Genomic DNA, 24,190 nt, shown 5'->3' on the forward strand with positions numbered 1-24,190 from the left:
CGGGGACGCCGATGACCGCGACAGGAGATGCCACACCCCGGCCGGACGGGTGCCGGGCCGGGGTGTGTGCATGGCAACCCATGGGGAATCTTCTGTCCTGAAATATCCCCGCCGGAGGCTCTGGCAGGGACGCAGGAAAGACGGTGCAAGGAAGGGAGCCGGCCTTACTCCCCCACCCGCAGCACGATCTTGCCGATGTGATCGCCCGCTTCCATGTGGGCATGGGCGGCTGCGGCCTCCTCCAGCGCGAACTCGGTGTCCATGACCGGGCGCAGCTTGCCGGCCGCGATCATCGGCCAGACATGGGCGCGCAACTCCTCGGCGATCCGGGCTTTCGCCAGATCGGACTGCGGCCTGAGAGTCGAGCCGGTGATCGTCAGCCGCCGCATCATCACGGGGGCAAGGTTCAGCGTGACCTTCGGCCCGCCCAGGAAGGCGATGAAGACCAGCCGCCCATCGTCGGCCATCGCCCGGATGTTGCGCGAGACATAGTCGCCCCCCACCATGTCCAGGATCAGGTCCGCGCCGCCCTCGGTCCGCAGCGCCTCGACGAAGTCCTGCTCGCGGTAGTTGATCGCCGCGGCACCCAGTTGCGCGCAGGCCGCGCATTTCTCGTCCGAGCCCGCCGTCGCCCAGACCCGCGCGCCCAAGGCGCGGGCAATCTGGATGGCCGTGGTGCCGATGCCCGACGATCCGCCATGGACCAGGAACCGCTCGCCCGCCTGCAGCCCGCCGTGCATGACGATGTTGGACCAGACCGTGAAGCAGGTCTCGGGCAGGCAGGCGGCCTCGGCGAGGCTGAGGCCCTCGGGCACGGGCAGCGCGTGCTCGGCGGAGGTGAGCGCGTATTCGGCATAGCCTCCGCCCGGCAGCAGCGCGCAGACGGCGTCGCCCACCTGCCAGCGGGTGACGCCGGCGCCCACGGCGGCCACATGACCCGCGCATTCCAGACCCGGCAGGTCCGAGGCGCCGGGCGGAGGGGCATAGTTCCCCTGCCGCTGCAGCACGTCCGGGCGGTTCACCCCGGCATGGGCCACGCGGATCAGGATCTGACCGGCGCCGGGCGCGGGCAGCGGGCGGCGGGCGGGCTGCAGGACATCGGCCTCGCCGGGACGGGTGATCTCGACGACCTTCATCTCGTGGGGCAGCGACATCAGGCGCGCCCCCGGTGTCCGGGGGCCGAGGTTGGCCGGGGCTTGCGGATCCAGCCGGTGGCCAGCTTCGTCAGGGGTGCCGCGCCCGGCAGGTCGCGCAGGCTGGCCTTGAGCCTTTCGATGCGCATCACGTCCCCGATCCGGCGGTCGATGAAGGCGCGGGTATCGGCATGGCCCGGCGAGCTGTCGCCCAGCCAGTAGAGCACCGCCGCGCTGAAGACCGGCGCCAGCGTCCCGCGCTTGGTCCACCAGTTCACGTCCTCCGAGCTGTCGCCGAGACCGGTCCAGATCGTATCCGCCGTTTCCCAGATCAGACGGGCGCCCAGCGCCGCGTTCTGGGGCAGCGCCATGACGGTCGCGCCCGCGCGCACGAGCTCGGGGTCCGCCAGGGCCAGCCGCTGCCAGATCGCGTCGGCGATGCGGTCGCGGATGCGCCCCGTCCGCGAGCCTGCCGCAAGCGCGCGGGCCAGCGCCGCATCGCCCTGCCGGTGGTAGGCCGCGGCAAGGCTCGCGCCGCCTTGCGGGAAATGGACGCGCGCCAGGTCGGGGGACATCCCCAGGTCGCGGGCGCCCGCCATCAGGGCGCGGTCGTTCATCCCCTCGAAGGGCACATGCGTCAGCGCGGCCTCCAGCAGCCGGTCGCGGTCGTCTTGCATCCGAAAAACCTCCGTCAGGGTGGACAAACGGGACGCGCCGCGCTAAGGGGCTGCGTCCTGCAATCAAATCAACTCTAACCTAGGAAGGTGGTGACAACCACATGCAGGTAAGCGTTCGCGACAACAACGTCGAACAGGCGCTTCGTGCCCTGAAGAAGAAACTTCAGCGCGAAGGGGTCTTCCGCGAAATGAAGCTGAAGCAGCATTTCGAGAAGCCGTCGGTGAAAAAGGCCCGTGAAAAGGCCGAGGCCGTCCGCCGCGCCCGCAAGCTGGCCCGTAAAAAGGCCCAGCGCGAAGGCGCGCTGTAAGGCGCAAGCGAACCGGATGGTTCAAGGAACCCCCGTGGCCATGGCCGCGGGGGTTTTTCTTTGGGCACCCGGCCGGACGTGCCAGGGTCCCGGCGCAGCAGGTGGTGCGCCGATGCCGAGCGTCAGCGTCAGTTTCGCGATTGTCCCGGGGACCGAGGCCGCTCTGGGCCGGGCCGGCGGCCACACGGTCATGGCTGATCGCCCCGAACGCAAGGCCGGCGGCATGGGACTGGGGTTCAACGGCGCGCAGCTGCTCGCCCCCGCCATCGGCTGCTTCTGCAACGACCTGCGCTACATCTCGCACCGGCTGGGACGCCCGATCGCCGTCCTCTCGGGCGAGGTGGCGCTTGAGATGGAGGGCGATCCCCTGGTCGCAACCTCGGCCAAGATGCGCGTGCGCTGCGGGATGGAGGGCGGCTCGGACGCCTCGGAACTGGTCTAGGAGGCCAGGCGAGGCTCGATCGTCGGGATTTCGCTGCCGCGCGGGATTGCGCTGACGGTGACAGGCGGGTGATCCGTGCCTCTACCCTGCCTGCAGGCTTTGCCGCGCCAGCGCGGCGATCAGGTCGGTCTGCGTGACGATGCCCACGATCCCGTCGCCTTCAAGGATCGGCACCGCGTCGGTGCGGTGGGTCGCCAGAGGGGGTAGCAGCGCGGCGATGGGGGTCTCCGGGGCGGCCGTGGGCAGGTCGGCCTGCATCACGTCGGCGGCGCAGGACGCCGCCCCCCGGCGCGGCAGCAGCTTCCCCAGCCCCTTGCCTGGCAGCGCCCAGTCGCTGGCGATCAGGTGCAGCTGGAAGATGATGCCGAGAAAGCGCCCCCCTTCGCCCACAACCGGCAGCGAGGTGAAGCCGTGGTGCGCAAACAGCCCCGCCACGTCGCGCAGGGGCGTGCGCGGACCGACCGTGACCAGGTCGCGCGACATGATGTCGGCGGCGGTCTGGACGTCGGTGCGGTGGCTCGCGGCCTGGATCTCGGCGGCGGCGATCAGGCGCGCCAGGTCCTCGACGCCCAGGTTCAGCGACTGGCGATAGCGCACAAGGATGTCCGACAGTTCTTCTTCGGTCAGGCCCAGGCGCTCGACGGCCGGGGGGTCGGTGGTGCCGTTGGGGTTCGGCTCGTGGAACTGGCGGAAGGGATAGCGACGGCCCGTGGCACGGGCGTAAACTGCGGCGATCAGCACCAGCAGCGCCGTGCCCGCCGCCACGGGCACCAGCGCGAAGCTCAGGCCCAGGGGCGCGATCCGCTCGGCCCCCAGCGCCACGGTCATGGCCACCGCCCCGCCCGGAGGATGCGTCGCCCGGCACAGCGCCATGACCACGATGGCAAGCCCCACCGACAGCGGAACGCACAGCAGCGGGTCCGCCACGAAGCGGCAGACGAGGATCGCCGTCAGCGCCGCCACGGTATTGCCGACGATGGCGGGCCAAGGCTGTGCCAGCGGGCTGTTCGGCGCCGCGAACAGAAGAACCGAGGAGGCCCCGAAGGGCGCGATCAGGTAGATGCCCAGCCACAGGTCGGGCGAAAAGGCCAGCGCGCATCCCGCCGCCACGGCAAGCCCCAGCGCGGCGCCAAGCCCCGCCCGCAGCGCCTCGCGCAGGGGAACGGCGGCGACCGAGGGACCGAGGGCGCGAAGTCGGGAATGGCTGGCGGCAGGGGGCATGATGCGCCTTATCCGAAGGTGACGCAGCCGGGTAATGCGCCCCGCGGGAAGGTTGCAAGCCTGTCCGGCGTCCAAGGCGACGTCAGGAAGCGCCTCTGACCGGCTGGTCCGGGCAGCCTCCGGGGCCACGGATGCAGGGATTTTCCCGAGGGTTTCGGCTCAGACCGGCAAGGCCGTCGATTGCAGCACCACCCTCAGCGCAAAGGAGGATTGCATCTGCGCCACGCCGGGCAGGCGGGCCAGGTGCTGGCGATGGATGCGGGCGAAGTCGTCGGTGTCGGCGGCCAGGACCTTCAGCAGGTAGTCGGCCGAGCCCGCCATCAGGTGGCATTCCAGCACCTCGGGAATGGCGCGGACGGCCTTCTCGAAGGCATCCAGCGTGGCGTCGCCCTGGCCGGACAGGGTGATCTCGACGAAGACCGTGGTGGTGCGGCCCAGACGGCGGGGATCCAGAAGGGCTACATAGGCCGCGATGAAGCCCGCCTCCTCCAGCCGCTGGACACGGCGGTGGCAGGCGCTGGCCGACAGGTTGATCCGCGCCGCGAGGTCGGCGTTCGAGATGCGCCCTTCCTTCTGCAGGACCGACAGGATGCGGCGGTCGGTCGGGTCGAGATCAGGGCTCATCGGCGGCTCGCTGCGGCGTCGTCGCCTGCAGCCTAGCCGCGCCGTCGGCACTCGCCAGAGGCAAAACGCGTCAGTGCTGAGGCCGGGCGGCCAGCAGGTCCCGGATCTCGGCCAGCAGCGCCTCGGTCGAGGGGCCGGCGGCGGAAGCTTCCGCCACCTGCTTGCGCATGGCCGCGTCCTTGATCCGGTTCACGCCCTTGACCAGCAGGAAGACCACGAAGGCGATGATGAGGAAGTTGATCACCGCCGTGATGAAGCTGCCGTAGGCGAAGACCGGGGCGCCTGCGTCGCGCGCGGCGCGCAGCGTGGGATAGTCACCGCCGTCCATCGCAAGAAAGTAGTTGGTGAAGTCCGTGCCCCCGGTCAGCAGGCCCAGCACCGGCTGCAGAAGATCGTCCACCATCGAGGCCACGATGGCCGTGAAGGCCGCCCCGATGATGATGCCGACGGCCATGTCCATGACATTGCCCTTGGCGATGAAATCGCGAAACTCCTTGATCATGACCTGTCCTTCCCCGGTCGGATATCGCTGGATCCAGACTGCCACGCGGGCCGTTTACAAACAAATGTCTAACGGAGGATCAGCCGAATGTTCGACCTGAGTGGCTTTCCCGTCACGAGCCGCTGGGCACCCCGGCGTCCGGACGCGATCCAGCTTTACACGCTGAACACGCCCAACGGGTTCAAGGCCTCGATCATGCTGGAAGAATGCGGGCTCGACTATGACGCCCACCGCATCAGCATCGGCGACCCCGAGGACCAGATGACGCCCGAGTTCCTGTCCCTGAACCCCAACAACAAGATCCCCGCGATGATCGACCCGCAGGGGCCGGACGGCGGGCCGATGGGCCTGTGGGAATCCGGCGCGATCCTGATCTATCTGGGCGACAAGACCGGCCGCTTCCTGCCGGGCGAGGGCGCCGCGCGCTACCGGACGATCCAGTGGCTGATGTTCCAGATGGGCGGCGTCGGTCCGATGTTCGGGCAGTTGGGCTTCTTCCATCGCTATCGCGGCTCGGAAATCGAGGACAAGCGCCCGCGCGACCGCTACGTGAACGAGGCGCGGCGGCTGCTGGGCGTTCTGGACCGCCAGCTTCAGGGGCGCGAGTGGATCACCGGGGATTACTCGGTCGCCGACATCGCGACCGCGCCCTGGGTGCGGACGCTGACCGTCAACTACGAGGCGCAGGACCTTGTGCGGCTTTCGGGCTTCACCAATGTCGCCGCCTGGATGGACCGCTTCCTGGCCCGGCCCGCCGTCCAGCGCGGCCTGACCGTGGGCGTGGCCTGACGCGGCGGACAAGGCGCGCCCCGCAGTTGCCGCGCCGGATGCGCGCCGGTATTGTCGTCCCCTGCCGCCCCGTCCCTTCCCTGCCGGAGAGATCATGACGCCTGCCGACCTCGACACCGCACGGCAGTCCGCCCTACTGGCCGCCCTGCCGGAACCCCAGCGCGTCCGCGTGATGGAGGGGGCGCAGGTGCAGTCCGTGGAAACAGGCCAGACGATCTTCCTGCAGGACGAACCCGCCGACGCCCTGTTCATCGTGCTGGACGGCTGGGTCAAGCTGTACCGCGTGGCTTCCAGCGGGACCGAGGCGGTGGTCAGCGTCATGACGCGCGGCCGCAGCTTCGGCGAGGCGGTGGCGCTGCGGGGCCTGCCCTATCCGGTCTCGGCCGAGGCGATCACGCCCGCGCGGCTTCTGCGGCTGGACGCGGCGCGGCTGCGCCACCTGCTGCAATCGGACCCGGCCATGGCGACCTCGATGCTGGCGGCGGTCTTCGTCCATCTCCAGCATCTCGTGGGCCAGATCGAGGGGCTCAAGGCGCGCTCGGGCGTGCAGCGGGTGGCCGAGTTCCTCTTGGACCTGTCGGCGGGGCGCGAGGGCGAGGTGTCGGTCGCCCTGCCCTACAACAAGGCGCTGATCGCGGGGCGCCTGGGCATCAAGCCGGAAACGCTGTCGCGCGCCTTTGCCCGTCTGCGCGACCACGGCGTGCGGATCGAGGCCGCGATGGCCCACATCGAGGACGTCGACCGCCTGCGCGAGCTGGTGGCGGAGGACCCCGCCAAGGCCTGGCTGCGCTGAGGCCTCAGCCCAGCGCATAAAGCACCAGCGCCGCCAGCGCGAAGGCCCCGAGCCCCGCTCCGAAGCCACGCCGCGCGCCCGGCACCCCGGCCAGCCCCAGGTAGCGGTCCAGGATCACCCGCGCCTTGAGCCAGGCGAGCACCAGGATCACCGCTCCTGCCGCCGTTGCGGCCCAGGGGGGCGAGGCGGGGCGCAGCAGCGACACGGCGGTTGCAACAGCCGACAGCGCGACAAGGGCAAGCCAAGCCCGGATCAGGGGATCGCGCGTCGTCACAGCAGATAGATCACGGGGAACAGCAGGACCCAGACAAGGTCCACCATATGCCAGAACTGGCCCGCCGCCTCGACGGCCTCGGCCCCGGCGCGGATGGCGACGATGCCCAGCAGGATCATGCCTGCCAGCACATGGGCCGCATGGAACAGGGTCAAAAGCCAGTAGAAGGTGAAGAAGACATGGGTTTCCAGCCCGATCCCGCGCCGGGCGGCATCGGCATATTCGACGCCCTTGAGCGCGAGGAATACGCCCCCCAGCAGGATGGCCGCCGCCAGCCAGCGCCGCGCGGCTGCCCGCTGGCCCGCTTCGGCTGCGCGCACCGCCAGCGCCGCGGCCAGGCCCGAGGTCACGAGGACCATCGTGTTCACCCCCGCCGACAGCCGGTGCAGCTGGTCCTGTGCGGCGGCGAAACCCTGCGGATCCCCCAGCCGCAGCACCAGGAAGATCAGCAGCGCCGCGCCGAAGACGGCAAGCTCGCTGACGATCAGCACCCACATGATCAGCTCGCCCGGCAGGCCGGTGCGGGGGTGGACAGCCTCAGTCATGCGCCGACAAGCTGGCGATAGATCTGCGGCAGCGCCTCGGTCAGCCTGTCGGGGTGCGGGATCAGCGCGTGCCCGCCCTGCCCGAAGATGCGCGGGAACCAGGACTTGCCGTCGCGGTCCACGGTGATGCCGAAGACCGAATGGCCCGCGCGGCGCGCCTCGCGCACGGCCATGGCGCTGTCCTCGATGCCGTGGCGGCCCTCGTAATGGTCGAGGTCGTTGGGCTTGCCGTCGGTGATGACCAGCAGCAGCCGCCGCCGACGCCCCTGTTCGGCCAGCGTGGCGCTGGCATGGCGGATGCCTGCGCCGAGCCGCGTGTAGAAGGCGGGCCGCAGCGCCGCGATGCGGGATTCCACCGCAGCCGACATGGGCTCGTCGAAGCGCTTGCAGGTCGTTACGAACACCCGGTCGCGCTTGAGTGAGCAGAAGGCCTGCACCCCCACCTGGTCGCCGGTTGCATCCAGCCCCCAGGTTAGCGCGGCCAGCGCCTCGCGCTCGATGTCGATCACGGCACGCCCTGTCACGGCGCTTTCGGTGGACCGCGAGATGTCCAGCAGGATCGACACGGCGAGATCGCGGTTCTGCGGGCGCGACTGCTTCCAGACGCGGTCCGACCCTTCGCCCGCGACCTTCAGCCCCACGCGCGACCGGACGGTCGCGTCCAGATCCAGTTCGTCCCCGTCGCGGTGGCCGGTGGTGATGACGCGGCCGGGGCGCATCGCCTCGAACTGGCGGCGCACGGCGCGGATGCGGCGGCGGGCGGCGTCGTCGAAGGAATGCGAGGCCGCAGGATCCGCCTCGGGATAGCTGTCCAGCACGCGGGCATGGGCGGGCAGGTAGCGGCCGGTCCTCGCGTCCCATTCGGGATAGGTGAAGGCGCCCGACAGCGCCTCGCGGTCCACGTCCTCGGGCGACAGGTCCAGGTGGACCTTCAGCCGCGTGGCCGGGGCCTTGCTGACCTGGCCGAGGCTCAGCTCCTCCTGGTCGTCCAGCGCCTTGCGGGCGCTGTCTTCGTCATCGTCGTCCACGCGGCGGTTGAGGTTCAGGAACTCGGCCCAACTCAGGATCGCCTCGAACTTGTTGATGATCAGGCTGTCCTTGCGCTCGGCCGCGTCGGCCTGCTTGCGTCGGGCGCGGAGGGTGCGCTCCTGATGCTCGCCGGTTTCCACGACCTCGCCCTCGGCCTCGCGCGTCTCGACCCGGTCGGGCGAGGAAGCGGCGCCCGCCTCGGACACCACCCACAGGGGTACGGGCCGCAGCGGCTGATAACGCCGGGGCGCGGTGAAACCCGTCAGGTCTCCCTCCAGCGCTTCCAGCATCTCGGCCGCGCGGGGCGACAAGGGGGCATCATCGCCCAGCAGATGCCGCGCGACCGCCTCGACTGCCGCCTCCTCGGGCGGCAGGGTCGAAAGTGGTCGTCCGGCGAGGATCAGCCCGCGCAACTCGTCGTAAAGCCCCATCAGCCCCGGCGCGGCCTTGGCCACCCGATCGATGGTCGCCCGCGCCGCGGTCAGCCGCGCCAGATCGCGGCGCATCGGGTCGTCCCCGGTCTCCTCCGGCGCCACCAGATGCGCGGCATAGGCGGCCAGCCACAGGTACAGCGCGCCGTTCGCCTCGGGTGTCGGCAGAAGGGCCAGTGTCGCGGGCAGGCGCAGGATGCCGCCGTCGAACTCGGGCGTGGGCAGCGCCTCGGCCTCGGTCCCCAGGCGCCGCCGCCAGCTCAGCCGGTGGCGGCTCACGCGATCCGCCGCGGGCCGCATCTCGATCGAATGATCGCCGCCAAGGCCCCGGAACAGCACCGCAAGGCGGCCCGAGACCTCGGACAGGTTCACCCGGGCGTCCTCGTGCACAGGCAGCGAGTCAAAGCCGCTGGCAAGCCCGTGCCAGAGCTTGCCGATGCTTTCCTCGGGCTCCCACGGCTCGATCTCGCGCCAGTCCACACGCGCGGCCATGATCATGCCTTTCTTCTTCGGTCAAATATCCCGGGGTCCGGGGCAGAGCCCCGGTCCTCAGGTGTCAGCCCAGCACCGCCACCACGAGGTCGGCGAGCCCGCGCTTGATGTCGGCGTCGTCGGTCAGCGGCTCGATCATCGCAACCGAGATCGCCCGGTTCAGGTCCATGCCGCCTGCCACCAGCGTCGCCGCATAGACGACGAGCCGGGTCGAGACGCCTTCTTCCAGGTCCTGCCCCTTCAGCGCCCGCAGCTTGCCCGCCAGCCGCACCAGCATCGCGGCGCGGCGTTCGTCCAGGCCGCTTTCCTGCACCACGATGGCGGTTTCCTGCGCCGCGGGCGGGAAGTCGAACTCCATCGCGACGAAGCGCTGGCGGGTGGAGGGCTTCAGCGTCTTGAGGATGTTCTGGTAGCCGGGGTTGTAGGAGGCGACCAGCATGAAGCCCGGCGCGGCCTCCAGTTCCTCGCCCGTGCGGTCGATGGGCAGGATGCGGCGGTCGTCGGTCAGCGGGTGCAGCACCACCGTCACGTCCTTGCGCGCCTCGACCACCTCGTCGAGGTAGCAGATCGCCCCCTCGCGGACCGCGCGGGTCAGGGGGCCGTCCACCCAGACCGTCTCGCCGCCCTTCAGCAGGTAGCGCCCGATCAGGTCGGATGCCGACAGGTCGTCATGGCAGGCGACCGTGTAAAGCGGCCGGCCCAGCCGCGCGGCCATGTGGGTGACGAAGCGGGTCTTGCCGCAGCCGGTCGGGCCTTTCAGCAGCACCGGCAGGTCGTTCCTGGCCGCCGCCTCGAAGACCGCGACCTCGTCGCGCTGGGGCAGGTAGAAGGGGGCGTCCGCCCCCTCCCTCGTTTCCGCATGAGCGTTCATGTCCTCACTCCGCCGGGGTGCGATGGGCCAGGTGGTCGCGATGGACCTGCGCGGGCCCGGGCTCGACGATCTCGCGCCGCACGACGACGATCGAGTAGATGAAGAGCAGCGCCCCCAGCACCACGGCGATGCCCGACCCGAAGCGCATCCAGTAGAAGATGCCCAGCTGGTCCTGCACGTCCATGTAGGCCTCGCCGTTCACCCGCTGCAGGTGCGTCTGCACGGTGCCCGCGAAGGTCAGCGTGAAGGTCATGAACAGCATCCCGCCCGACATCAGCCAGAAGGAGGCCATGTTCAGCACCTGGTTATAGGGATCGCGGTTGCGCAGGATGGGCGCGGCATAGGTGATGATCGCCAGCACCAAGCAGACATAGGCGCCGTAGAAGGCCAGGTGCCCGTGCGCCGCGGTGATCTGCGTGCCGTGGGTGTAGTAGTTCACCCCGTGCAGCGTGTGCAGGAAGCCCCAGACGCCCGCGCCGAAGAAGGCCAGGACCGAGCACCCGAGCGACCACAGCAGCGCGGCCTTGTTCGGGTGGTCGCGGCGGCCCTTCCAGACCATGATGAAGGCAAAGGACATCATGGCGAAGAAGGGCACGATCTCGAAGGACGAGAAGATCGACCCCACCCACTGCCAGTAGGCCGGCAGGCCGATCCAGTAGTAATGGTGCCCGGTCCCCAGGATGCCCGAGAAGAGCGCGGTGGCGACGATGACGTAAAGCCACTTCTCGACCACTTCCCGGTCAACGCCCGTCAGCTTCAGCATCAGGAAGGCCAGGATCGAGGCCATGATCAGTTCCCAGACGCCTTCCACCCACAGGTGGATGACGTACCACCAGTACTGCTTGTCCAGCACGATGTTGTGGGGGTTGTAGAAGGCGAAGAGCCACAGCAGTGCCAGACCCCAGAGGCCCAGCAGCAGCACGTTCGAGATCGCGGTCTTGCGCCCCTTCAGCACCGTCATGGTGACGTTGTACAGGAACAGCAGCGCGGCCACGGTGATGCCCACCTTGACCCAGGTGGGCTGTTCCAGGAACTCGCGCCCCTGGGTGCCCAGGAAGTAGCTTCCATTGAACCAGTTGAAGATGTAGGTCAGCACCGCGCCAAGCGTGCCGACCACCATGATGATCAGCTGCAGCCATGCGATGGCCGGCGAATGGATCTCGCGCTCGGCTTCCTCGGGAAGCAGGAAATAGGCCGAGCCGAAGAAGCCCAGCAGCAGCCACACGACAAGGGCGTTGGTGTGCAGCATCCGGATGATGTTGAAGGGCAGGATCTCGGCCAGGAAGTTCGGCTGGACATAGACATAGCCCATGAGCAGGCCGAAGGTGACCTGCAGCGCGAACAGCGCCATGGCCACGCCGAAATAGGCGAAGGCGATCTTCTGTGTTGCGTATCTCATGATTGTCCCTCTCGCCTCAGCCCGCGTCGTTCGGCGGCCATTGCTGGGTGTTCACCGACCCCACGAACAGCAGGAAGTCGGAAAGCGCGCGGTATTCCTCGTCCGTCAGGTTGAACTGCGGCATCTGCCGCCGTCCCTCGATCCCCGTCGGCATGGCATCCATCCAGGCCTTCAGCGTTTCCACCGCCGCATCGGGATCGTCCTGGACCCCCCAGCGCTTCATCACGTTGCCCAGTTCGGGCGCGAAATAGGCGCCCTCGCCCAGCAGCGTGTGGCAGTTGATGCAGGCCTTGTTTTCCCACACCAGCTTGCCGGCGACGACGCTCTCGGTCAGGGCGGCTTGGTCCGTCGAGACGTTGACGGCGTAAAGGTGGCTGTGGACGGACATCGCGCCGAATATCGCGATGAAGAACAATGACCCGCCATAGAAGACGTTGCGGGCCATGCTCTTGGTCATGACGTCGCTCATGGCGGCGGTCCCTTCGAGCAGTTTACACAATCATACGGATAACGGCAGCGTGGGCCCAAGCCTTGCCCAAAGTCAACGAGGCGTGACCAGGCCGTGTTTTTCCGGATTTTCCTGCGCTGTCAGAGCGACACCAGCGCCTCGAGCCGGGCCTCGGGGAATGACTGCAGCGCGGCATCGATCGCGGGACGTTCCATCAGCACGGCGGCGGTGGACAGCGCATCGGCCAGGGCGGCATTCTCGGCGCTGACCGAAACCAGCGCCCAGCGCGGCGGCTGGCCCTGCGGCCCCAGGATATGCGCCCGGTCCCCGGCGAGACCGATCCGCGTTCCGAAGGGCGCCGAGGTCGCCAGCGCCCTGCCCTGCAGCGTCAGCTCGCGCACCAGACCCCCGTCGGGCGTCTCGATTCGGGCCTGCCAGCCCGAGGCGCCCAGCGCCCGGACCTCGCCCGCGTCGATCAGCAGGTCTCCCAGGCGATGACGGGTTGCCACCTCGGCCAGCCGGTCGGCGGCGAAGCCCTGGGCGATCCCGTTCAGCGTCAGCGCCATTCCGGGACGCGCCAGCCGGATCTCGGCCACATCGGCGCGGACTTCGTCCCATCCGACCAGCGAGCGCGCAGGCGATTCGTCATGCCCCAGGCGGCGCGCCTGCCACAGCGGCTGCACGGTCGGATCGAAGGCGCCCCCGGTTGCGGCATGCACACGCCCGGCCAGGTCCAGCAGCGCCAGCATGTCGGCGGACGGATGAGGCAGCCGGCCCAGCGCGTTCAGCCGCATCAGCTCAGACCCGCCGAACAGCGAGAACTGCCGCTCGACCGACTGCAGCGCGCGCTCGGCCTCGGAAAAGAAGGCGCGGGCGGCGGCGGGGGTGCCGCCCTCGACCGTCAGCGCGACATCGGCACCCATCGCCACGCCCTGCCAGTGGTGGCGGGTGGGCGCAGCAGCAGCGGACAAGGCCAGCGCGCAGGCCGACAGGGCAAGGAAACGGCGGCGCGGCAGGATCATGAGGCGTTCCCCTTGACCGGGCGCGGCGTGGTCCAGATGGGCCACAGCGCCAGAAGATACAGCACGAAGGCCAGAATCCACAGCGCCCCCGCGCCCAGCGTGCCCGCCGCGTGGAACGAGCCCGGCCAGGCCGAAGCCGCCCAGCGCAGCAGGGCCGCCAGCGGGATCAGCCCGTAGGCCAGCGCCACAGTCGCAGGCGCGCGCAGGGGGCGGCCCGAATGGCCGATGCTGGCGCGGCTCATCACCGCCAGCGTCATGCCGCCGATCGCGCCGACGCCCAGAATGTGCAGCGCGCCGATCTCGGAGCTTAGGCCCAGCAGCGCCAGCCCCCAGGCCAGCAGCCCCAGCACCAGCATCGCATAGCCCGCGTGCAGCGCCCAGACGATGGGATCGCCCAGGGTGGACAGCCCGCGCCAGCCCGCCAGCCTCAGCCCGGCCGCGATTCCCGCCGCCGCGGCGACAGCGCCGGTCAGCGGATCGGGCGCGCCCGCCAGCGCCAGAAGCGCAGTCAGGATCGGCAGGGCCACACCCGCGATCTCGAGCGGCTTGCGCGACACCGGGACCGGGGCGGCGGGGTTCCCGCGCAGCAGCGCGTTGCGGGTGAAGGCGGGGGTGACGCGCCCGCCCAGCACCGCGATCATGGCCGAAACCGTCAGCAGCCCGCCGCGCATCCCCTGCGCCTCGGTCGCGCTCCAACCGATCCAGTCGAGGTGGACCAGGAGGTTCGAGGTCCAGAACAGCGTCAGCAGGGCGATGAACATCAGGTTCTGGGGCTTGGGCTTGATCATTAGCATTGCCACCATCCGCGCGCCCAGCACCGGCACGAAGGCGAGGTCCAGCAGTGCCACCACCCCGGCGGGCAGCGCGCCCGCGAACCAGACCGCGACACGCCCCGCGAGCCACAGCCCCGCGACCAGCGCCACGAAACGGTCCGAAGGCGCGGGCGCGCCGGTCCAGTTCGGCACGGCGGTCAGGAAGAAGCCGCCCAGCGCCGCGCTGGCGAATCCGAAGACCATCTCATGCGCGTGCCAGGCGATCGGGCCGGGGGCAAAGGGCAACTCGGCCGCGCCGGTGGTCCACAGCAGCCAGACGGCGATGGCGGCGACCGCGTAAAGCCCGGCGGCCATGAAGAAGACGCGCCAGCCGTCGCGGAAGAGGATGGGCAAGGACGGGGTGGGGGCGGAGGAAGCGGTCATGGTCATGACGTCACCTGCTGGGACCGGAAGGCCGGCGGTTGGTCGGAGCCCGGCGCCGCGGCGCCGGCATGGGCGCCTGCGGGCACCTGGGTGGGTTCGAGCGGCGGCGGCACGGGGCCGGTCGCGGGGGCGGTCGGAATGGGCGGCGCCCTGAAGCCGCCGCCGCCCGCGCCGCGCGCGCGGCGCTTGAGGACGGGACAGGTGTTCTCGTCGTCCATGATCGTCTGGCAGCGCAGGCACAGGACGCATTCATTGGGGTTGATGCGCCCCAGCGGGTCAATTGCGCCCATAGGGCATTTCGTTTCGCACAGGCGGCACTCGCGCCCGCATTGGGGACGGCGCTTGAGCCAGTCGAAGACCTTCAGCTTGGCCGGGATCGCCAGCCCCGCGCCCAGGGGGCAGACGTAGCGACAGAAGAAGCGCTCGATGAAGAGCCCCGCGCCCAGCAGGGCCAGCGCGTAGAGCACGAAGGGCCAGGGCCGCAGGAAATACATCGAGATCGCGGTCTTGAAGGGCTCGGCCTCGGCCAGGACCAGCGACCGCTCCATGGAATAGAAGGACAGCGCCACGATCGCCACGAACAGCGTGTACTTGATGACCCACAGCCGTTCGTGCAGGGCCTGCGGCACGGCGATCTGGCGGACGCCCAGGCGCTGGGCGGCGGCGTTGGTCAGTTCCTGCAGCGCGCCGAAGGGGCAGAGCCAGCCGCAGAAAACCCCCCGGCCCCAGAACAGCATCCCCAGCGCCACGGCCGACCACAGCACGAAGATCAGCGGCGCCACCAGGAAGGTTTCCCAGCGGAAGCCCGACAGAAGCGCGTGCAGAAAGGCCACCACCTGCACGATGGACAGCTGCGCGTTCAACCCCCAGCCCAGCACGACCAGCGTGACGAACAGGTAGACAAGCCGCACCTGCCGCCACAGGCCCGCGCGGCGCACCAGCCATTCCTGCCCGAAAAGGATCAGCCCCAGCACCCCCAGCATCGCGCCGACCACGGCGATCTGCGGCTTCTTGGCCTGCCAGAACTGCTGCCACAGCGGGATCTCGGGCACGGGCGGGGCCAGGCGGAAGGCCTCAGGCACGGAAACCTGCGCGGACAGCGGCAGGGACAGGGTGCCGCCGTCCGCAGCAGGGCGGGTGGTGGTGACGGTCACGGTGAAGGGCTGCGTCAGGTCGATGCCGCCGCGTTCGGGGTCGGCGTCGATGCGGAACACGCTGCGTTCCGTGAAGGACGGCGCGCCCTCGGCGGCGATGCGGTTGACCTGGGTGTAGCCCTCGGCGGTGGGGGTCAGGGTGACCTCGCCCTGGGTCACGGCGATCCGCTCGAAGGTCCCGGCGCGCTTCCAGCCGGTGCCACGATGGCCCGTGGCCCCGCGCGAGAAGATCGCCAGCAGCGCCTCGCCCGAGGCGCGCGCGCCCGCGACGGCGTTGAAGGGCTGCTGGCCCAGCAGGTTGCGGCCCGCCGTGGGGGTGTCGATGATGCCGGTCCAGAATTCCAGGAACGGCTTGTCCGAATGGGTCGGCACCTGCCGCGCCCCGGCAAAGGCCTGCGCGGCATCCGCCATGCTGGCGCGGGCATGGGACAGGGCACCCATGGATTCCAGCGCCGCCCAGTCGGCGGGCGCATAGGCCACGCGGTCGATCACCCCGCCCTCGCCCTGCGCCGTGCCCAAGATGCGCGCGGTCCGCAGGATGCCGTCGCGGATCACCCCGGTCGAGACGGTGGCGCGGGAAATCACGTCCGGCAGGCCCTCGGCGCCTTCGCCGGACTGGTTCGTGTCATAGCCGCGGAACCCGTCCACATAGGCCGCGATGTCGGCGTCCGAGATGCCCAGCGTCAGCACCGGCTCGGCATGGCGCATCAGCCGCGCCCCTGCCACGCGCCCGTCCGGCGCGACCGCCACCAGCACGTCCAGCGGCCGTCCCGAATAGCCGGTCGAGTTCGCCAGTTCCCAGGTCGAGCCGATCAGGCCCAGGGGCTCGCCGTCGGCCTCGACCCGCCAGCCGGGAACGGGCGCCTCCTGTCGCGCGACGGTGGACTGGCGCTCCGGGGGCAACTGGAACAGCGCCGCCGCAAGACCCGCGTCGGGGGCTGCGGGCGCGATCGCCTCGGCGGGCGCCGAAGAACCGGCGGCCGGCGCTTGAGCCGCCGCCGGGACCGGCACCAGGGACAGGGCCGCCAGCGACAGGATCGCGGCGACATGGGCAAGGCGGCAAAGGGGCGCGGGCAGGTTCATGAACATTCCCGGATGGACCCAGCAATTCTGCGGGCGCGACCAGACGCCGCAACTGCAGGCAGAGCACAACACTCGCCCGGAACTTCAGCGCGTGCCTTAACCGAAGTCAAAGACTTGTGATCCGAGGGCGCTAACCTCATCCTCGCCTCACCAGCAGAATGGAGAATCTTCATGAAGTTCCCAGCGCATACGGCCAGGACATCGCTTCTGGCGTCTGCGGCTCTGGCCATGGTGCTCGGCGCGGGCATCGCGGCGGCCCAGACCGCCGCGCCTGCCCCCGCCGCACCCGCCGAAGCGACCACCCCGGCGAATGACAGCGCGGCCCCCACCACGGCCACGACCGAGACCGCCCCGGCCGACGCGCAGGCGCCGACCGACGCCGCCGCCGGAACCCAATCCGCCCGCGATGCGGCCGGGACGGAAGCCGCGGCCGAGCTGAACACCGTCGAAGGACCGGTCGCCGGCCCCGAGACCACGGTCGAGGAACTGCCGCGCTCGGAAGGCGCGCAGCTGCCCAGCGAAGAACACAAGGCGGTGGAATCCGAGGTGCAGGACCACACCTCGAAGCCGCAGGACCAGTACGAGCCGGCCCTGACCACGCTGTCGCAGGAATCGATCCCGGCCCCCGGCGCCCCCGAAGGCATCCCGGCGCTGACCCAGGCGCAGTTCGACGAGGCCAACACCATCTACTTCGAGCGTTGCGCGGGCTGCCACGGCGTGCTGCGCAACGGCGCCACCGGCAAGCCGCTGACGCCCGACCTGACGCGCGAACTGGGCTTCGACTACCTCCACAGCTTCATCGAATACGGCTCGCCGGCCGGGATGCCCAACTGGGGTACCTCGGGCGAACTGACGCCCGAGCAGGTGACGCTGATGGCGAACTACCTGCTGCTCGACCCGGCCGCGCCGCCGGAATGGGGCATGCCCGAGATGCGCAACAGCTGGCAGGTCATCGTGCCGCCGGAACAGCGCCCGACCGAGAAGCAGAACGACTGGGACATCGAGAACCTGTTCTCGGTCACCCTGCGCGACGCGGGCCAGATCGCGCTGATCGACGGCTCGTCCTACGAGATCCGCAAGGTCATCGACACCGGCTACGCCGTCCACATCAGCCGCCTGTCGGCCTCGGGCCGCTACCTGCTGGTGATCGGCCGCGACGCCAAGGTGGACATGATCGACCTGTGGATGGAGGACCCCTCGGTCGTCGCCACCATCAAGATCGGCATGGAAGCCCGTTCCGTCGAGACCTCGAAGATGGAGGGCTGGGAGGACAAGTACGCCATCGCCGGCGGTTACTGGCCGCCCCAGTACGTCATCATGGACGGCGCCACGCTGGAACCGCTGAAGATCGTGTCCACGCGCGGCAACATCTATGACGAGCAGACCTACCACCCCGAGCCCCGGGTGGCGGCGATCCTGTCCTCGCACTACCGGCCCGAGTTCCTGGTCAACATCAAGGAAACCGGCAAGATCCAGCTGGTGGACTACACCGACCTGAAGAACCTCAAGGTCACCGAGATCGAGGCCGAGCGCTTCCTGCATGACGGCGGCCTGGATTCGACCAAGCGCTACTTCATCACGGCGGCGAACGCGCGCGGCAAGCTGGTGGTCATCGACACCAAGGAAGGCAAGCTGGCCGCGATCACGGAAACCGGGGGCGAGACCCCGCACCCGGGCCGGGGCGCGAACTTCACCCACCCGACCTACGGGCCGGTCTGGGCGACCTCGCACCTGGGCGACGAATCGGTGGCGCTGATCGGCACCGACCCCGAAGGCCACGCGGACAACGCCTGGAAGATCGTGGACAGCTTCCCGGCACTGGGGGGCGGCTCGCTCTTCGTGAAGACGCATCCGAACTCGAAGTACCTGTATGTCGACGCCACGCTGAACCCCGACGCGGCGGTGTCCGGCTCGGTCGCGGTCTTCGACACCACGCAGATGAAGGGCGACGGCTCGGACCCCGAGCCGATCACGCTGAACATCGCGGAAATGGCCGAGATCACCGAAGGCCAGCCGCGCGTGGTGCAGGGCGAGTTCAACAAGGACGGGACCGAGATCTGGTTCTCGGTCTGGAACGGCAAGGACCAGCAGTCGGCCATCGTCGTGATCGACGACAAGACGCTGGAACTGAAGCACGTCATCAAGGACGAGCGCCTTGTCACGCCGACCGGCAAGTTCAACGTCTACAACACCCAGAACGACGTCTACTGATCGTCGGAACGCAAAAGGGGCGCGCGGGCAGACTGCGCGCCTCTCCATCCCCAGCAGAAAGCCGCAAGGGAACAGGCACATGGCGGGCAAGGTCTATCTTATCGGCGCAGGACCGGGAGATCCCGAACTGCTGACGGTCCGCGCGCTGCGCCTGCTGCAATCGGCCGAGATCGTGGTCCACGACCGGCTGGTCAGCCCCGAGATCATGGCGCTGATCCCCGCCGCCGCCCGCCGCATTTCCGTCGGCAAGTCCGCGGGCTTCCATTCCGTCCCCCAGGACCAGATCAACGAGCTTCTGGTGCGCCTCGCCCGCGAGGGCCACACCGTCCTGCGCCTGAAGGGGGGCGATCCCCTGATCTTCGGCCGCGGCTCGGAAGAGGCCGAGGAACTCGCCGCCGCCGGCATTTCCTATTCCTATGTCCCCGGCATCACCGCCGCGCAGGGGGCCGCCGCCTCGACCGGCGTGCCGCTGACCCACCGGGGGCTTGCCACGGGCGTCCGCTACGTCACCGGCCACCGGGCCCGCGACGAGGTGCTGGACCTCGACTGGCAGAGCCTCGCCGACCCCGACACCACGCTGGTCGTCTACATGGGCGCCGCGAACATGGCCGAGATCGCCGCCCGGCTGATCGCCGCGGGGATGCCCGTGGACCTTCCGGTGCTGGCCGTGGCCCATGCCACCACTCCGCGCGAGGCGCGGATGCTGTCGAACCTCACCCAGATCGGCGCCGACCTCGCCCGTGCGCCCATGGAGGCGCCGGTCCTCTTCATGATCGGCCGCACGGCGGGCCTCTACGACACCGCCGCCCTGCCCCTGCCGCGCGAATTGCGTGCCGCGCATCTTCGCGTGGTCGGGCATGGCTGACGCCGGCCTGATAGCGGCTGCCCTTATGGCCGTCGCCTCGGTCTCGCTTGCCGCCGAGATATCCCCCCAGCGACAGGCCGAACTGGAGCACATGGTGATCCAGGACTGCGGCTCTTGCCACGGCCTGACGATGAAGGGAGGCTTGGGCAAGCCCATCACCCCCGCCGACTTGGCGGGCTTTGACCCCGAGGGGCTCGCCGCGATCATTCTCGATGGCGTGCCCGGAACGGCGATGCCGCCGTGGCGGCCCCTGATCTCGGAAGCCGAGGCGCTGTGGATTGCCGACTACCTGAAGACGGAGAAGACCGAATGATCCGCGCCTGCCTTGCCGCGCTTGCCCTGATCGCCCCTGCCGCCGCGCTGGCGCAGACGGCTGCACCAGTGCCGGCGGCCCTGCCCGGCCCTGCCGAAGGGCCGCGCGGCACCGGCGACCTGGGCGTGGTGATCGAGCGGGCGACGGGCTCGGTCCTGGTCGTGGACCAGTCCGACCGCGCGGCGCTCTGCCGGGTCGAGGGGCTGGGCGACCTGTCCCATGCCTCGCTGACCTTCTCGCCCGACGAGCGCTTCGCTTATGTCTTCGGCCGCGATGGCGGGCTGTCCAAGGTGGACATCCTGACCTGCACCCTGGAAAACCGCATCGTGCAGGGCGGCAACGCCATCGGCGGGGCGATCTCGGACGACGGGAAACTGGTCGCCGTGTCGAACTATGAGCCCGGCGGGGTCAAGGTCTTCGACGCCGGCACGCTGGAACAGGTCGCGGACATCCCGATGGGGTCGAAGACCGTCGGTCTGGCGGACGCGCCGGGCTCCCGCTTTGTCGTCGCCACATGGGACACGGGCGAGGTCTGGGTGCTGGACCACTCGGTCGATCCGGCCAATCCGCAGGTCACGAAGATCGAGGGCGTGGGGGCGAACCCGTATGACGCGCTGATGACGGCGGACGGGCGGACCTATATCGTGGGGCTCTTCGGGGAAAAGGGCCTGACCACCATCGACCTGTGGGCCGACCCGCCCCAGCCGCGCCGCATCCTGCCCGACTATGGCAAGAACCAGCCCGACCTGCCCGTCTACAAGATGCCGCATCTGCAGGGCTGGACGCTGGCGGGCTCGACCTATGCCCTGCCCGCTGTGGGCCTGCACCAAGTGCTTTGGGTGGACGCGGCCAGCGGCGAGGAAAGCGGCCGCACGGATGTCGCGGGCCAGCCCGTCTTCGTCACCGCCCGCCCCGACGCGCGCGAGTTGTGGGTGAACTTCGCCACCCCCGACAACGGCACCGTGCAGGTGATCGACGGCTTGACCCACGAGGTCAAGCAGACGCTGCAACCCGGCAAGGGCATCCTGCACATGGAATTCACGCCACGCGGGCGCGAGGTCTGGCTGTCGGCCCGAGATGACAACAAGGTCGTGATCCTCGACGCCCGCAGCTACGAGAAGATTGGCGAGATCGAGGCTCAGGCGCCGTCCGGCATCTTCTTCACCGCCCGCGCCCACAGGACCGGCCTATGACAGAGCTTTCGCCCGACTGCCTCGACACGCGCCTGCTGGACGAGTTCCAGCGCGACCTGCCGCTGGTGCCCCGCCCCTTCGCCGCCATGGCCGAGGCGCTGGGGACGACCGAGGCGGATGTGCTGGATCGGCTGGAAAGGTTGCAGGACTGCGGCCGGATCAGCCGCGTCGGCGCGACCTGTCGGCCGAACACGGCAGGGGCCTCGACGCTGGCAGCTCTTGCAATCCCCGAGGACCGCATCGAGGAGGTCGCGGCCATCGTCGGCGCCGAGCCGGGCGTGAACCATTCCTACCTGCGCGAGGACCGCTGGAACCTGTGGTTCGTCGCCACCGCGCCATCCGAGGACGAGCTTGCCGCCTCGCTGGCCCGCATCGAGGAAGCTTCGGGCCTGCCCGTGCTGTCGCTGCCCTTGGTGCGACCCTTCAACATCGACCTCGGCTTCCGCCTGCGCGGCCCCCGCCAGCCGCTGGGACTGGACCGCGCGCCCGACATGAAGGTGCTGCGCGAGGATGACCGCCCGCTGATGCAGGCCCTGTCCGAAGGTCTGGACCTCGTGCCCGCCCCCTTCGCCGCCCTCGCGGCGCGGCTGGGCCGCGAGGAAGCCGAGGTCATCGCCCGTGTGCACGCGCTGGCCGAGGCCCGCATCCTGACCCGCGTGGGCGTCATCGTGCGCCATCGGGCGCTGGGCTGGGCGGCGAATGCGATGGTGGTCTGGCAGTTGCCCGAACAGGCCATCGAAGCCGCCGGCCGGGCGCTGGCGCAGGTGCCGGGCGTGACGCTGTGCTACCAGCGGCGGCTCGTGCCGGGCGTCTGGGACTGGCCGCTCTTCTGCATGATCCACGCGCGCTCGCGTCCCGAGGCGATGGAGGTGCTGGACCGCGCCCGTGCCCTGCCGGAACTGGCGGAAATCCCGCACAAGATCCTGTTCTCGACCCGCTGCTTCAAGCAGCGCGGCGCATTGATCGAGGCCGCATGACCCGACCCACCCGCACCGTCCTGCCGCCCGAGGCGCTGGACCCGACCGACCGCGCCATCCTGAACGCCCTGCAGGACGGCTTTCCGCTGACCCTTCGCCCCTACGACGACGCGGGCGCCGCGCTGGGGATCACCGGCGAAAACCTGATCGCCCGCCTGGCCCGCCTGCGGGACCTCGGCGCGATCACCCGCTTCGGCCCCTTCTTCGACGCGGCCGCCATGGGCGGGGCCTTCTGCCTTTGCGCGATGGCCGTGCCTGCGGATCGCTTCGACGAGGTCCTGACCAAGGTCAATGCGCATCCGGAAGTCGCGCATAACTATGAACGCACACATGCACTGAACATGTGGTTCGTTCTGGCGACTGACTCGCCCGAGGGAATCGAGCGGACGGCAGAGGCGATCGAGGGTGAGACGGGGCTGAAAGTGATGCTGTTTCCCAAGCTGGAGGAATATTTCATCGGCTTCCGGGTGCAGGCATGACCGTTCTCGACGCCAGCGACCGCAGCATCATCCGGGCCACGCAAGCGGGGCTGCCGCTGGTGGCCGCGCCCTATGCCGCCGTGGCAGCGGCCGTCGGGCTGACAGAGGCCGAAGTGATCGCCCGCATGACGGCGATGCAGGATCGCGGCGTCATCCGGCGCATCGCGGTTGCCCCGAACCATTATGCCTTGGGCATGACCGCCAACGGGATGAGCGTCTGGGACGTGGCCGACGACCGCATCTCGGAACTGGGCGCCCGGATCGGGGCTTTGCCCTACGTGACCCATTGCTACCAGCGCCCCCGCGCCCTGCCCGACTGGCCCTACAACCTGTTCGCCATGCTGCATGGCGAAAGCCGCGAGGAAGTCGAAGGGAAGCGCGCCGAGGTCGCCTCGATCCTGGGGCCGGCCTGCCGGGGCCACGACATCCTCTATTCGACCCGCATCCTGAAGAAGACCGGGCTGCGCCTGCGCGATGAATGAAAGGGGCCGCCGATGTTCCGCCTGACCCAATACATGCACCAGCTCGTCGAGCCGACTCCGGTCCGGCGCCGCGGCAATCCGGGTTCCGTCAAGCCGGTGGTGATCTGGAACCTGACCCGCACCTGCAACCTCAAGTGCCGGCATTGCTACACAGTCAGCTCGGACCACGTCTTCCCGGGCGAGCTGACGCATGAGCAGGCCTTGGGCGTGCTGGATGACCTGTCTGCCTTCCGCATCCCTGCGCTGATCCTGTCGGGGGGCGAGCCGCTGAGCCGCTTTGACTTCTGGGAACTGGCGGAACGGGCGCGCCAGTTGGACTTCCGCCACCTGTCGCTGTCCACCAACGGCACCAAGCTTGGCGAGCCGGGCGTGGCCGACCGCGTGGCGGCGCTGGGCTTCGACTATGTCGGCATCTCGCTCGACGGGATCGGGGCGACGAACGACTGGTTCCGGGGCGTCCAGGGCGCCTTCGCCAATGCCTTGGCGGGCGTGAGGGCCTGCAAGGCGCGGGGCGTCAAGGTGGGCCTGCGCTTCACCATCACCAAGGACAACGGCGACCAGCTACCGCTGATGCTGGACCTCTGCGAATCCGAAGGGGTGGACAAGTTCTATTTGTCCCACCTCGTTTATGCCGGCCGGGGCGACAAGCACCGGGGCGAGGATCAGGAGCACGCCCATACCCGCCGCGCCATGGACCTGCTAATCGAGCGGGGCTGGGACGCCGTGTCCAACGGCCGCCCGCTGGAGATTGTGACCGGCAACAACGATGCCGATGCCGTGTGGTTCATGCGCTGGGCGGAACGGAATTTCGACGCGGCCACCGTGGCCCATGTGCGCGAGCATCTGGTGGCCTGGGGCGGGAACTCCTCGGGCCTCGGCGTCGCCAACATCGACCCGCAGGGGAAGGTGCATCCCGACACCTACTGGTCGGACTACACCGTGGGCTCGGTCAAGGAGAAGCCGTTCACCGAATGGTGGACGGGCGACGATCCCATGCTGGCCACGCTGCGGACCCGGCCGCGTCCGCTTAAGGGGCGCTGCGGCGCCTGCGCCTTCAAGGACGTCTGCGGCGGCAACACCCGCATCCGCGCCCTGCAGCTGACCGGCGACCCCTGGGCCGAGGACCCGGCCTGCTACCTGTCCAATGCCGAGATCGGCGTCGAGGATGACCTCGAACGGCTGACCGTGAGACCCTTCCGTGGAAAGAGCCATGACCCCGCGCACCGTTTCTTCTGAA

At 69.5% G+C, this 24,190-nt stretch carries 26 protein-coding genes; 12 read left to right on the forward strand and 14 right to left on the reverse strand.

Annotation, left to right across the window (positions count from 1 at the left end):
* Positions 1-164 precede the first annotated feature (164 nt).
* Together BLQ03_RS06000 and BLQ03_RS06005 are read right to left on the reverse strand one after the other, a co-directional pair.
* Positions 165-1,154: an NAD(P)H-quinone oxidoreductase gene (locus BLQ03_RS06000; RefSeq protein WP_090753882.1), complete on the reverse strand. Its 990-nt coding sequence runs from the start codon at positions 1,152-1,154 to the stop codon at positions 165-167.
* The gene (locus tag BLQ03_RS06005) at positions 1,154-1,810 is read right to left on the reverse strand and encodes a COQ9 family protein (RefSeq protein ID WP_090753884.1); all 657 of its coding nucleotides are present in this window, start codon (positions 1,808-1,810) and stop codon (positions 1,154-1,156) included. Before BLQ03_RS06005 ends, BLQ03_RS06000 begins: the two co-directional genes overlap by 1 nt.
* 101 nt (positions 1,811-1,911) lie before the next feature.
* On the opposite strand from BLQ03_RS06005, the gene rpsU reads away from it, so the two are divergent.
* Together rpsU and BLQ03_RS06015 are read left to right on the forward strand one after the other, a co-directional pair.
* Positions 1,912-2,118, forward strand: a complete 207-nt coding sequence (gene rpsU, locus BLQ03_RS06010; RefSeq protein WP_011748553.1) for a 30S ribosomal protein S21 — start codon at positions 1,912-1,914, stop codon at positions 2,116-2,118.
* A gap of 112 nt (positions 2,119-2,230) precedes the next feature.
* Positions 2,231-2,560 carry an OsmC family protein gene (locus tag BLQ03_RS06015; protein WP_217629663.1) on the forward strand — a complete coding sequence of 110 codons (330 nt, stop codon included), beginning with the start codon at positions 2,231-2,233 and terminating at the stop codon, positions 2,558-2,560.
* Between the two features lie 81 nt (positions 2,561-2,641).
* On the opposite strand, the gene BLQ03_RS06020 is transcribed toward BLQ03_RS06015, so the two are convergent.
* The 3 genes from BLQ03_RS06020 to mscL form a co-directional block, all read right to left on the reverse strand.
* Positions 2,642-3,781: an HPP family protein gene (locus tag BLQ03_RS06020; protein WP_090753885.1), complete on the reverse strand. Its 1,140-nt coding sequence runs from the start codon at positions 3,779-3,781 to the stop codon at positions 2,642-2,644.
* A gap of 159 nt (positions 3,782-3,940) precedes the next feature.
* Entirely contained in the window at positions 3,941-4,405 is a 465-nt protein-coding gene (locus BLQ03_RS06025) for an Lrp/AsnC family transcriptional regulator (RefSeq protein ID WP_090753887.1), read from the reverse strand.
* Positions 4,406-4,475: 70 nt separating this feature from the next.
* Positions 4,476-4,907, reverse strand: coding sequence for a large conductance mechanosensitive channel protein MscL (mscL, locus tag BLQ03_RS06030; RefSeq protein WP_090753889.1), 432 nt, complete (start codon positions 4,905-4,907; stop codon positions 4,476-4,478).
* Between the two features lie 87 nt (positions 4,908-4,994).
* Here mscL and BLQ03_RS06035 point away from each other — a divergent pair, with 87 nt between their 5' ends.
* Together BLQ03_RS06035 and BLQ03_RS06040 are read left to right on the forward strand one after the other, a co-directional pair.
* Positions 4,995-5,696 carry a glutathione S-transferase C-terminal domain-containing protein gene (locus BLQ03_RS06035; RefSeq protein WP_090753891.1) on the forward strand — a complete coding sequence of 234 codons (702 nt, stop codon included), beginning with the start codon at positions 4,995-4,997 and terminating at the stop codon, positions 5,694-5,696.
* A 94-nt stretch (positions 5,697-5,790) separates the two neighbouring features.
* Positions 5,791-6,489: a Crp/Fnr family transcriptional regulator gene (locus tag BLQ03_RS06040; RefSeq protein WP_090753892.1), complete on the forward strand. Its 699-nt coding sequence runs from the start codon at positions 5,791-5,793 to the stop codon at positions 6,487-6,489.
* A gap of 4 nt (positions 6,490-6,493) precedes the next feature.
* Here the strand turns inward: BLQ03_RS06040 and BLQ03_RS06045 are convergent, their stop codons facing one another.
* The 9 genes from BLQ03_RS06045 to BLQ03_RS06085 form a co-directional block, all read right to left on the reverse strand.
* Positions 6,494-6,763: a cytochrome C oxidase subunit IV family protein gene (locus BLQ03_RS06045; protein ID WP_090753894.1), complete on the reverse strand. Its 270-nt coding sequence runs from the start codon at positions 6,761-6,763 to the stop codon at positions 6,494-6,496.
* Positions 6,760-7,308, reverse strand: a complete 549-nt coding sequence (locus BLQ03_RS06050) for a cytochrome c oxidase subunit 3 (RefSeq protein WP_090753896.1) — start codon at positions 7,306-7,308, stop codon at positions 6,760-6,762. Before BLQ03_RS06050 ends, BLQ03_RS06045 begins: the two co-directional genes overlap by 4 nt.
* Positions 7,305-9,260, reverse strand: coding sequence for a VWA domain-containing protein (locus tag BLQ03_RS06055; protein WP_090754041.1), 1,956 nt, complete (start codon positions 9,258-9,260; stop codon positions 7,305-7,307). Before BLQ03_RS06055 ends, BLQ03_RS06050 begins: the two co-directional genes overlap by 4 nt.
* Before the next feature lie 64 nt (positions 9,261-9,324).
* A complete protein-coding gene (locus BLQ03_RS06060) occupies positions 9,325-10,131 on the reverse strand; it encodes a CbbQ/NirQ/NorQ/GpvN family protein (protein WP_090753897.1) in 807 nt (268 codons plus the stop codon).
* A gap of 4 nt (positions 10,132-10,135) precedes the next feature.
* Entirely contained in the window at positions 10,136-11,530 is a 1,395-nt protein-coding gene (locus tag BLQ03_RS06065) for a cbb3-type cytochrome c oxidase subunit I (RefSeq protein ID WP_090753899.1), read from the reverse strand.
* A 16-nt stretch (positions 11,531-11,546) separates the two neighbouring features.
* Positions 11,547-11,999: a c-type cytochrome gene (locus BLQ03_RS06070; RefSeq protein ID WP_090753900.1), complete on the reverse strand. Its 453-nt coding sequence runs from the start codon at positions 11,997-11,999 to the stop codon at positions 11,547-11,549.
* Positions 12,000-12,118: 119 nt separating this feature from the next.
* Positions 12,119-13,000 (reverse strand): FAD:protein FMN transferase, encoded by an 882-nt coding sequence (locus tag BLQ03_RS06075; protein WP_245688694.1) that lies wholly within the window; start codon positions 12,998-13,000, stop codon positions 12,119-12,121.
* Entirely contained in the window at positions 12,997-14,202 is a 1,206-nt protein-coding gene (locus BLQ03_RS06080) for an NnrS family protein (RefSeq protein WP_245688695.1), read from the reverse strand. Before BLQ03_RS06080 ends, BLQ03_RS06075 begins: the two co-directional genes overlap by 4 nt.
* A complete protein-coding gene (locus BLQ03_RS06085) occupies positions 14,199-16,433 on the reverse strand; it encodes a NosR/NirI family protein (RefSeq protein ID WP_090754045.1) in 2,235 nt (744 codons plus the stop codon). Before BLQ03_RS06085 ends, BLQ03_RS06080 begins: the two co-directional genes overlap by 4 nt.
* A gap of 171 nt (positions 16,434-16,604) precedes the next feature.
* Here BLQ03_RS06085 and BLQ03_RS06090 point away from each other — a divergent pair, with 171 nt between their 5' ends.
* From BLQ03_RS06090 to nirJ, 8 genes are all read left to right on the forward strand, one after another.
* The gene (locus tag BLQ03_RS06090; RefSeq protein ID WP_281200993.1) at positions 16,605-18,644 is read left to right on the forward strand and encodes a nitrite reductase; all 2,040 of its coding nucleotides are present in this window, start codon (positions 16,605-16,607) and stop codon (positions 18,642-18,644) included.
* Positions 18,645-18,723: 79 nt separating this feature from the next.
* Positions 18,724-19,509 (forward strand): uroporphyrinogen-III C-methyltransferase, encoded by a 786-nt coding sequence (gene cobA, locus BLQ03_RS06095; protein ID WP_090753904.1) that lies wholly within the window; start codon positions 18,724-18,726, stop codon positions 19,507-19,509.
* Positions 19,502-19,822 carry a c-type cytochrome gene (locus BLQ03_RS06100; RefSeq protein WP_090753906.1) on the forward strand — a complete coding sequence of 107 codons (321 nt, stop codon included), beginning with the start codon at positions 19,502-19,504 and terminating at the stop codon, positions 19,820-19,822. Before cobA ends, BLQ03_RS06100 begins: the two co-directional genes overlap by 8 nt.
* Entirely contained in the window at positions 19,819-21,015 is a 1,197-nt protein-coding gene (locus BLQ03_RS06105; protein ID WP_090753908.1) for a cytochrome D1 domain-containing protein, read from the forward strand. Before BLQ03_RS06100 ends, BLQ03_RS06105 begins: the two co-directional genes overlap by 4 nt.
* Positions 21,012-21,992, forward strand: coding sequence for a siroheme decarboxylase subunit beta (gene ahbB / locus BLQ03_RS06110; RefSeq protein ID WP_090753910.1), 981 nt, complete (start codon positions 21,012-21,014; stop codon positions 21,990-21,992). The genes BLQ03_RS06105 and ahbB (BLQ03_RS06110) overlap by 4 nt, the downstream gene beginning before the upstream one ends.
* Complete coding sequence (locus BLQ03_RS06115; RefSeq protein WP_090753911.1) at positions 21,989-22,471, forward strand: Lrp/AsnC family transcriptional regulator; 483 nt, start codon at positions 21,989-21,991, stop codon at positions 22,469-22,471. Before ahbB (BLQ03_RS06110) ends, BLQ03_RS06115 begins: the two co-directional genes overlap by 4 nt.
* Entirely contained in the window at positions 22,468-22,953 is a 486-nt protein-coding gene (ahbB, locus tag BLQ03_RS06120; protein ID WP_090753913.1) for a siroheme decarboxylase subunit beta, read from the forward strand. The genes BLQ03_RS06115 and ahbB (BLQ03_RS06120) overlap by 4 nt, the downstream gene beginning before the upstream one ends.
* A gap of 12 nt (positions 22,954-22,965) precedes the next feature.
* Positions 22,966-24,189, forward strand: coding sequence for a heme d1 biosynthesis radical SAM protein NirJ (gene nirJ, locus BLQ03_RS06125; RefSeq protein ID WP_090753914.1), 1,224 nt, complete (start codon positions 22,966-22,968; stop codon positions 24,187-24,189).
* Position 24,190: the final 1 nt, after the last annotated feature.

The sequence above is a fragment of the Paracoccus chinensis genome (genome assembly GCF_900102885.1).
Taxonomy (GTDB): Bacteria; Pseudomonadota; Alphaproteobacteria; order Rhodobacterales; family Rhodobacteraceae; genus Paracoccus; species Paracoccus chinensis.

Bases quoted from the DNA above. Each gene is read 5' to 3' on its own strand.
- BLQ03_RS06000 (WP_090753882.1), bottom strand. From the start codon at position 1,154: ATGTCGCTGCCCCACGAGATGAAGGTCGTCGAGATCACCCGTCCCGGC.
- BLQ03_RS06005 (WP_090753884.1), bottom strand. From the start codon at position 1,810: ATGCAAGACGACCGCGACCGGCTGCTGGAGGCCGCGCTGACGCATGTG.
- rpsU (WP_011748553.1), top strand. From the start codon at position 1,912: ATGCAGGTAAGCGTTCGCGACAACAACGTCGAACAGGCGCTTCGTGCC.
- BLQ03_RS06015 (WP_217629663.1), top strand. From the start codon at position 2,231: ATGCCGAGCGTCAGCGTCAGTTTCGCGATTGTCCCGGGGACCGAGGCC.
- BLQ03_RS06020 (WP_090753885.1), bottom strand. From the start codon at position 3,781: ATGCCCCCTGCCGCCAGCCATTCCCGACTTCGCGCCCTCGGTCCCTCG.
- BLQ03_RS06025 (WP_090753887.1), bottom strand. From the start codon at position 4,405: ATGAGCCCTGATCTCGACCCGACCGACCGCCGCATCCTGTCGGTCCTG.
- mscL (WP_090753889.1), bottom strand. From the start codon at position 4,907: ATGATCAAGGAGTTTCGCGATTTCATCGCCAAGGGCAATGTCATGGAC.
- BLQ03_RS06035 (WP_090753891.1), top strand. From the start codon at position 4,995: ATGTTCGACCTGAGTGGCTTTCCCGTCACGAGCCGCTGGGCACCCCGG.
- BLQ03_RS06040 (WP_090753892.1), top strand. From the start codon at position 5,791: ATGACGCCTGCCGACCTCGACACCGCACGGCAGTCCGCCCTACTGGCC.
- BLQ03_RS06050 (WP_090753896.1), bottom strand. From the start codon at position 7,308: ATGACTGAGGCTGTCCACCCCCGCACCGGCCTGCCGGGCGAGCTGATC.
- BLQ03_RS06055 (WP_090754041.1), bottom strand. From the start codon at position 9,260: ATGGCCGCGCGTGTGGACTGGCGCGAGATCGAGCCGTGGGAGCCCGAG.
- BLQ03_RS06060 (WP_090753897.1), bottom strand. From the start codon at position 10,131: ATGAACGCTCATGCGGAAACGAGGGAGGGGGCGGACGCCCCCTTCTAC.
- BLQ03_RS06065 (WP_090753899.1), bottom strand. From the start codon at position 11,530: ATGAGATACGCAACACAGAAGATCGCCTTCGCCTATTTCGGCGTGGCC.
- BLQ03_RS06070 (WP_090753900.1), bottom strand. From the start codon at position 11,999: ATGAGCGACGTCATGACCAAGAGCATGGCCCGCAACGTCTTCTATGGC.
- BLQ03_RS06075 (WP_245688694.1), bottom strand. From the start codon at position 13,000: ATGATCCTGCCGCGCCGCCGTTTCCTTGCCCTGTCGGCCTGCGCGCTG.
- BLQ03_RS06080 (WP_245688695.1), bottom strand. From the start codon at position 14,202: ATGACCATGACCGCTTCCTCCGCCCCCACCCCGTCCTTGCCCATCCTC.
- BLQ03_RS06085 (WP_090754045.1), bottom strand. From the start codon at position 16,433: ATGAACCTGCCCGCGCCCCTTTGCCGCCTTGCCCATGTCGCCGCGATC.
- BLQ03_RS06090 (WP_281200993.1), top strand. From the start codon at position 16,605: ATGAAGTTCCCAGCGCATACGGCCAGGACATCGCTTCTGGCGTCTGCG.
- cobA (WP_090753904.1), top strand. From the start codon at position 18,724: ATGGCGGGCAAGGTCTATCTTATCGGCGCAGGACCGGGAGATCCCGAA.
- BLQ03_RS06100 (WP_090753906.1), top strand. From the start codon at position 19,502: ATGGCTGACGCCGGCCTGATAGCGGCTGCCCTTATGGCCGTCGCCTCG.
- BLQ03_RS06105 (WP_090753908.1), top strand. From the start codon at position 19,819: ATGATCCGCGCCTGCCTTGCCGCGCTTGCCCTGATCGCCCCTGCCGCC.
- ahbB (WP_090753910.1), top strand. From the start codon at position 21,012: ATGACAGAGCTTTCGCCCGACTGCCTCGACACGCGCCTGCTGGACGAG.
- BLQ03_RS06115 (WP_090753911.1), top strand. From the start codon at position 21,989: ATGACCCGACCCACCCGCACCGTCCTGCCGCCCGAGGCGCTGGACCCG.
- ahbB (WP_090753913.1), top strand. From the start codon at position 22,468: ATGACCGTTCTCGACGCCAGCGACCGCAGCATCATCCGGGCCACGCAA.
- nirJ (WP_090753914.1), top strand. From the start codon at position 22,966: ATGTTCCGCCTGACCCAATACATGCACCAGCTCGTCGAGCCGACTCCG.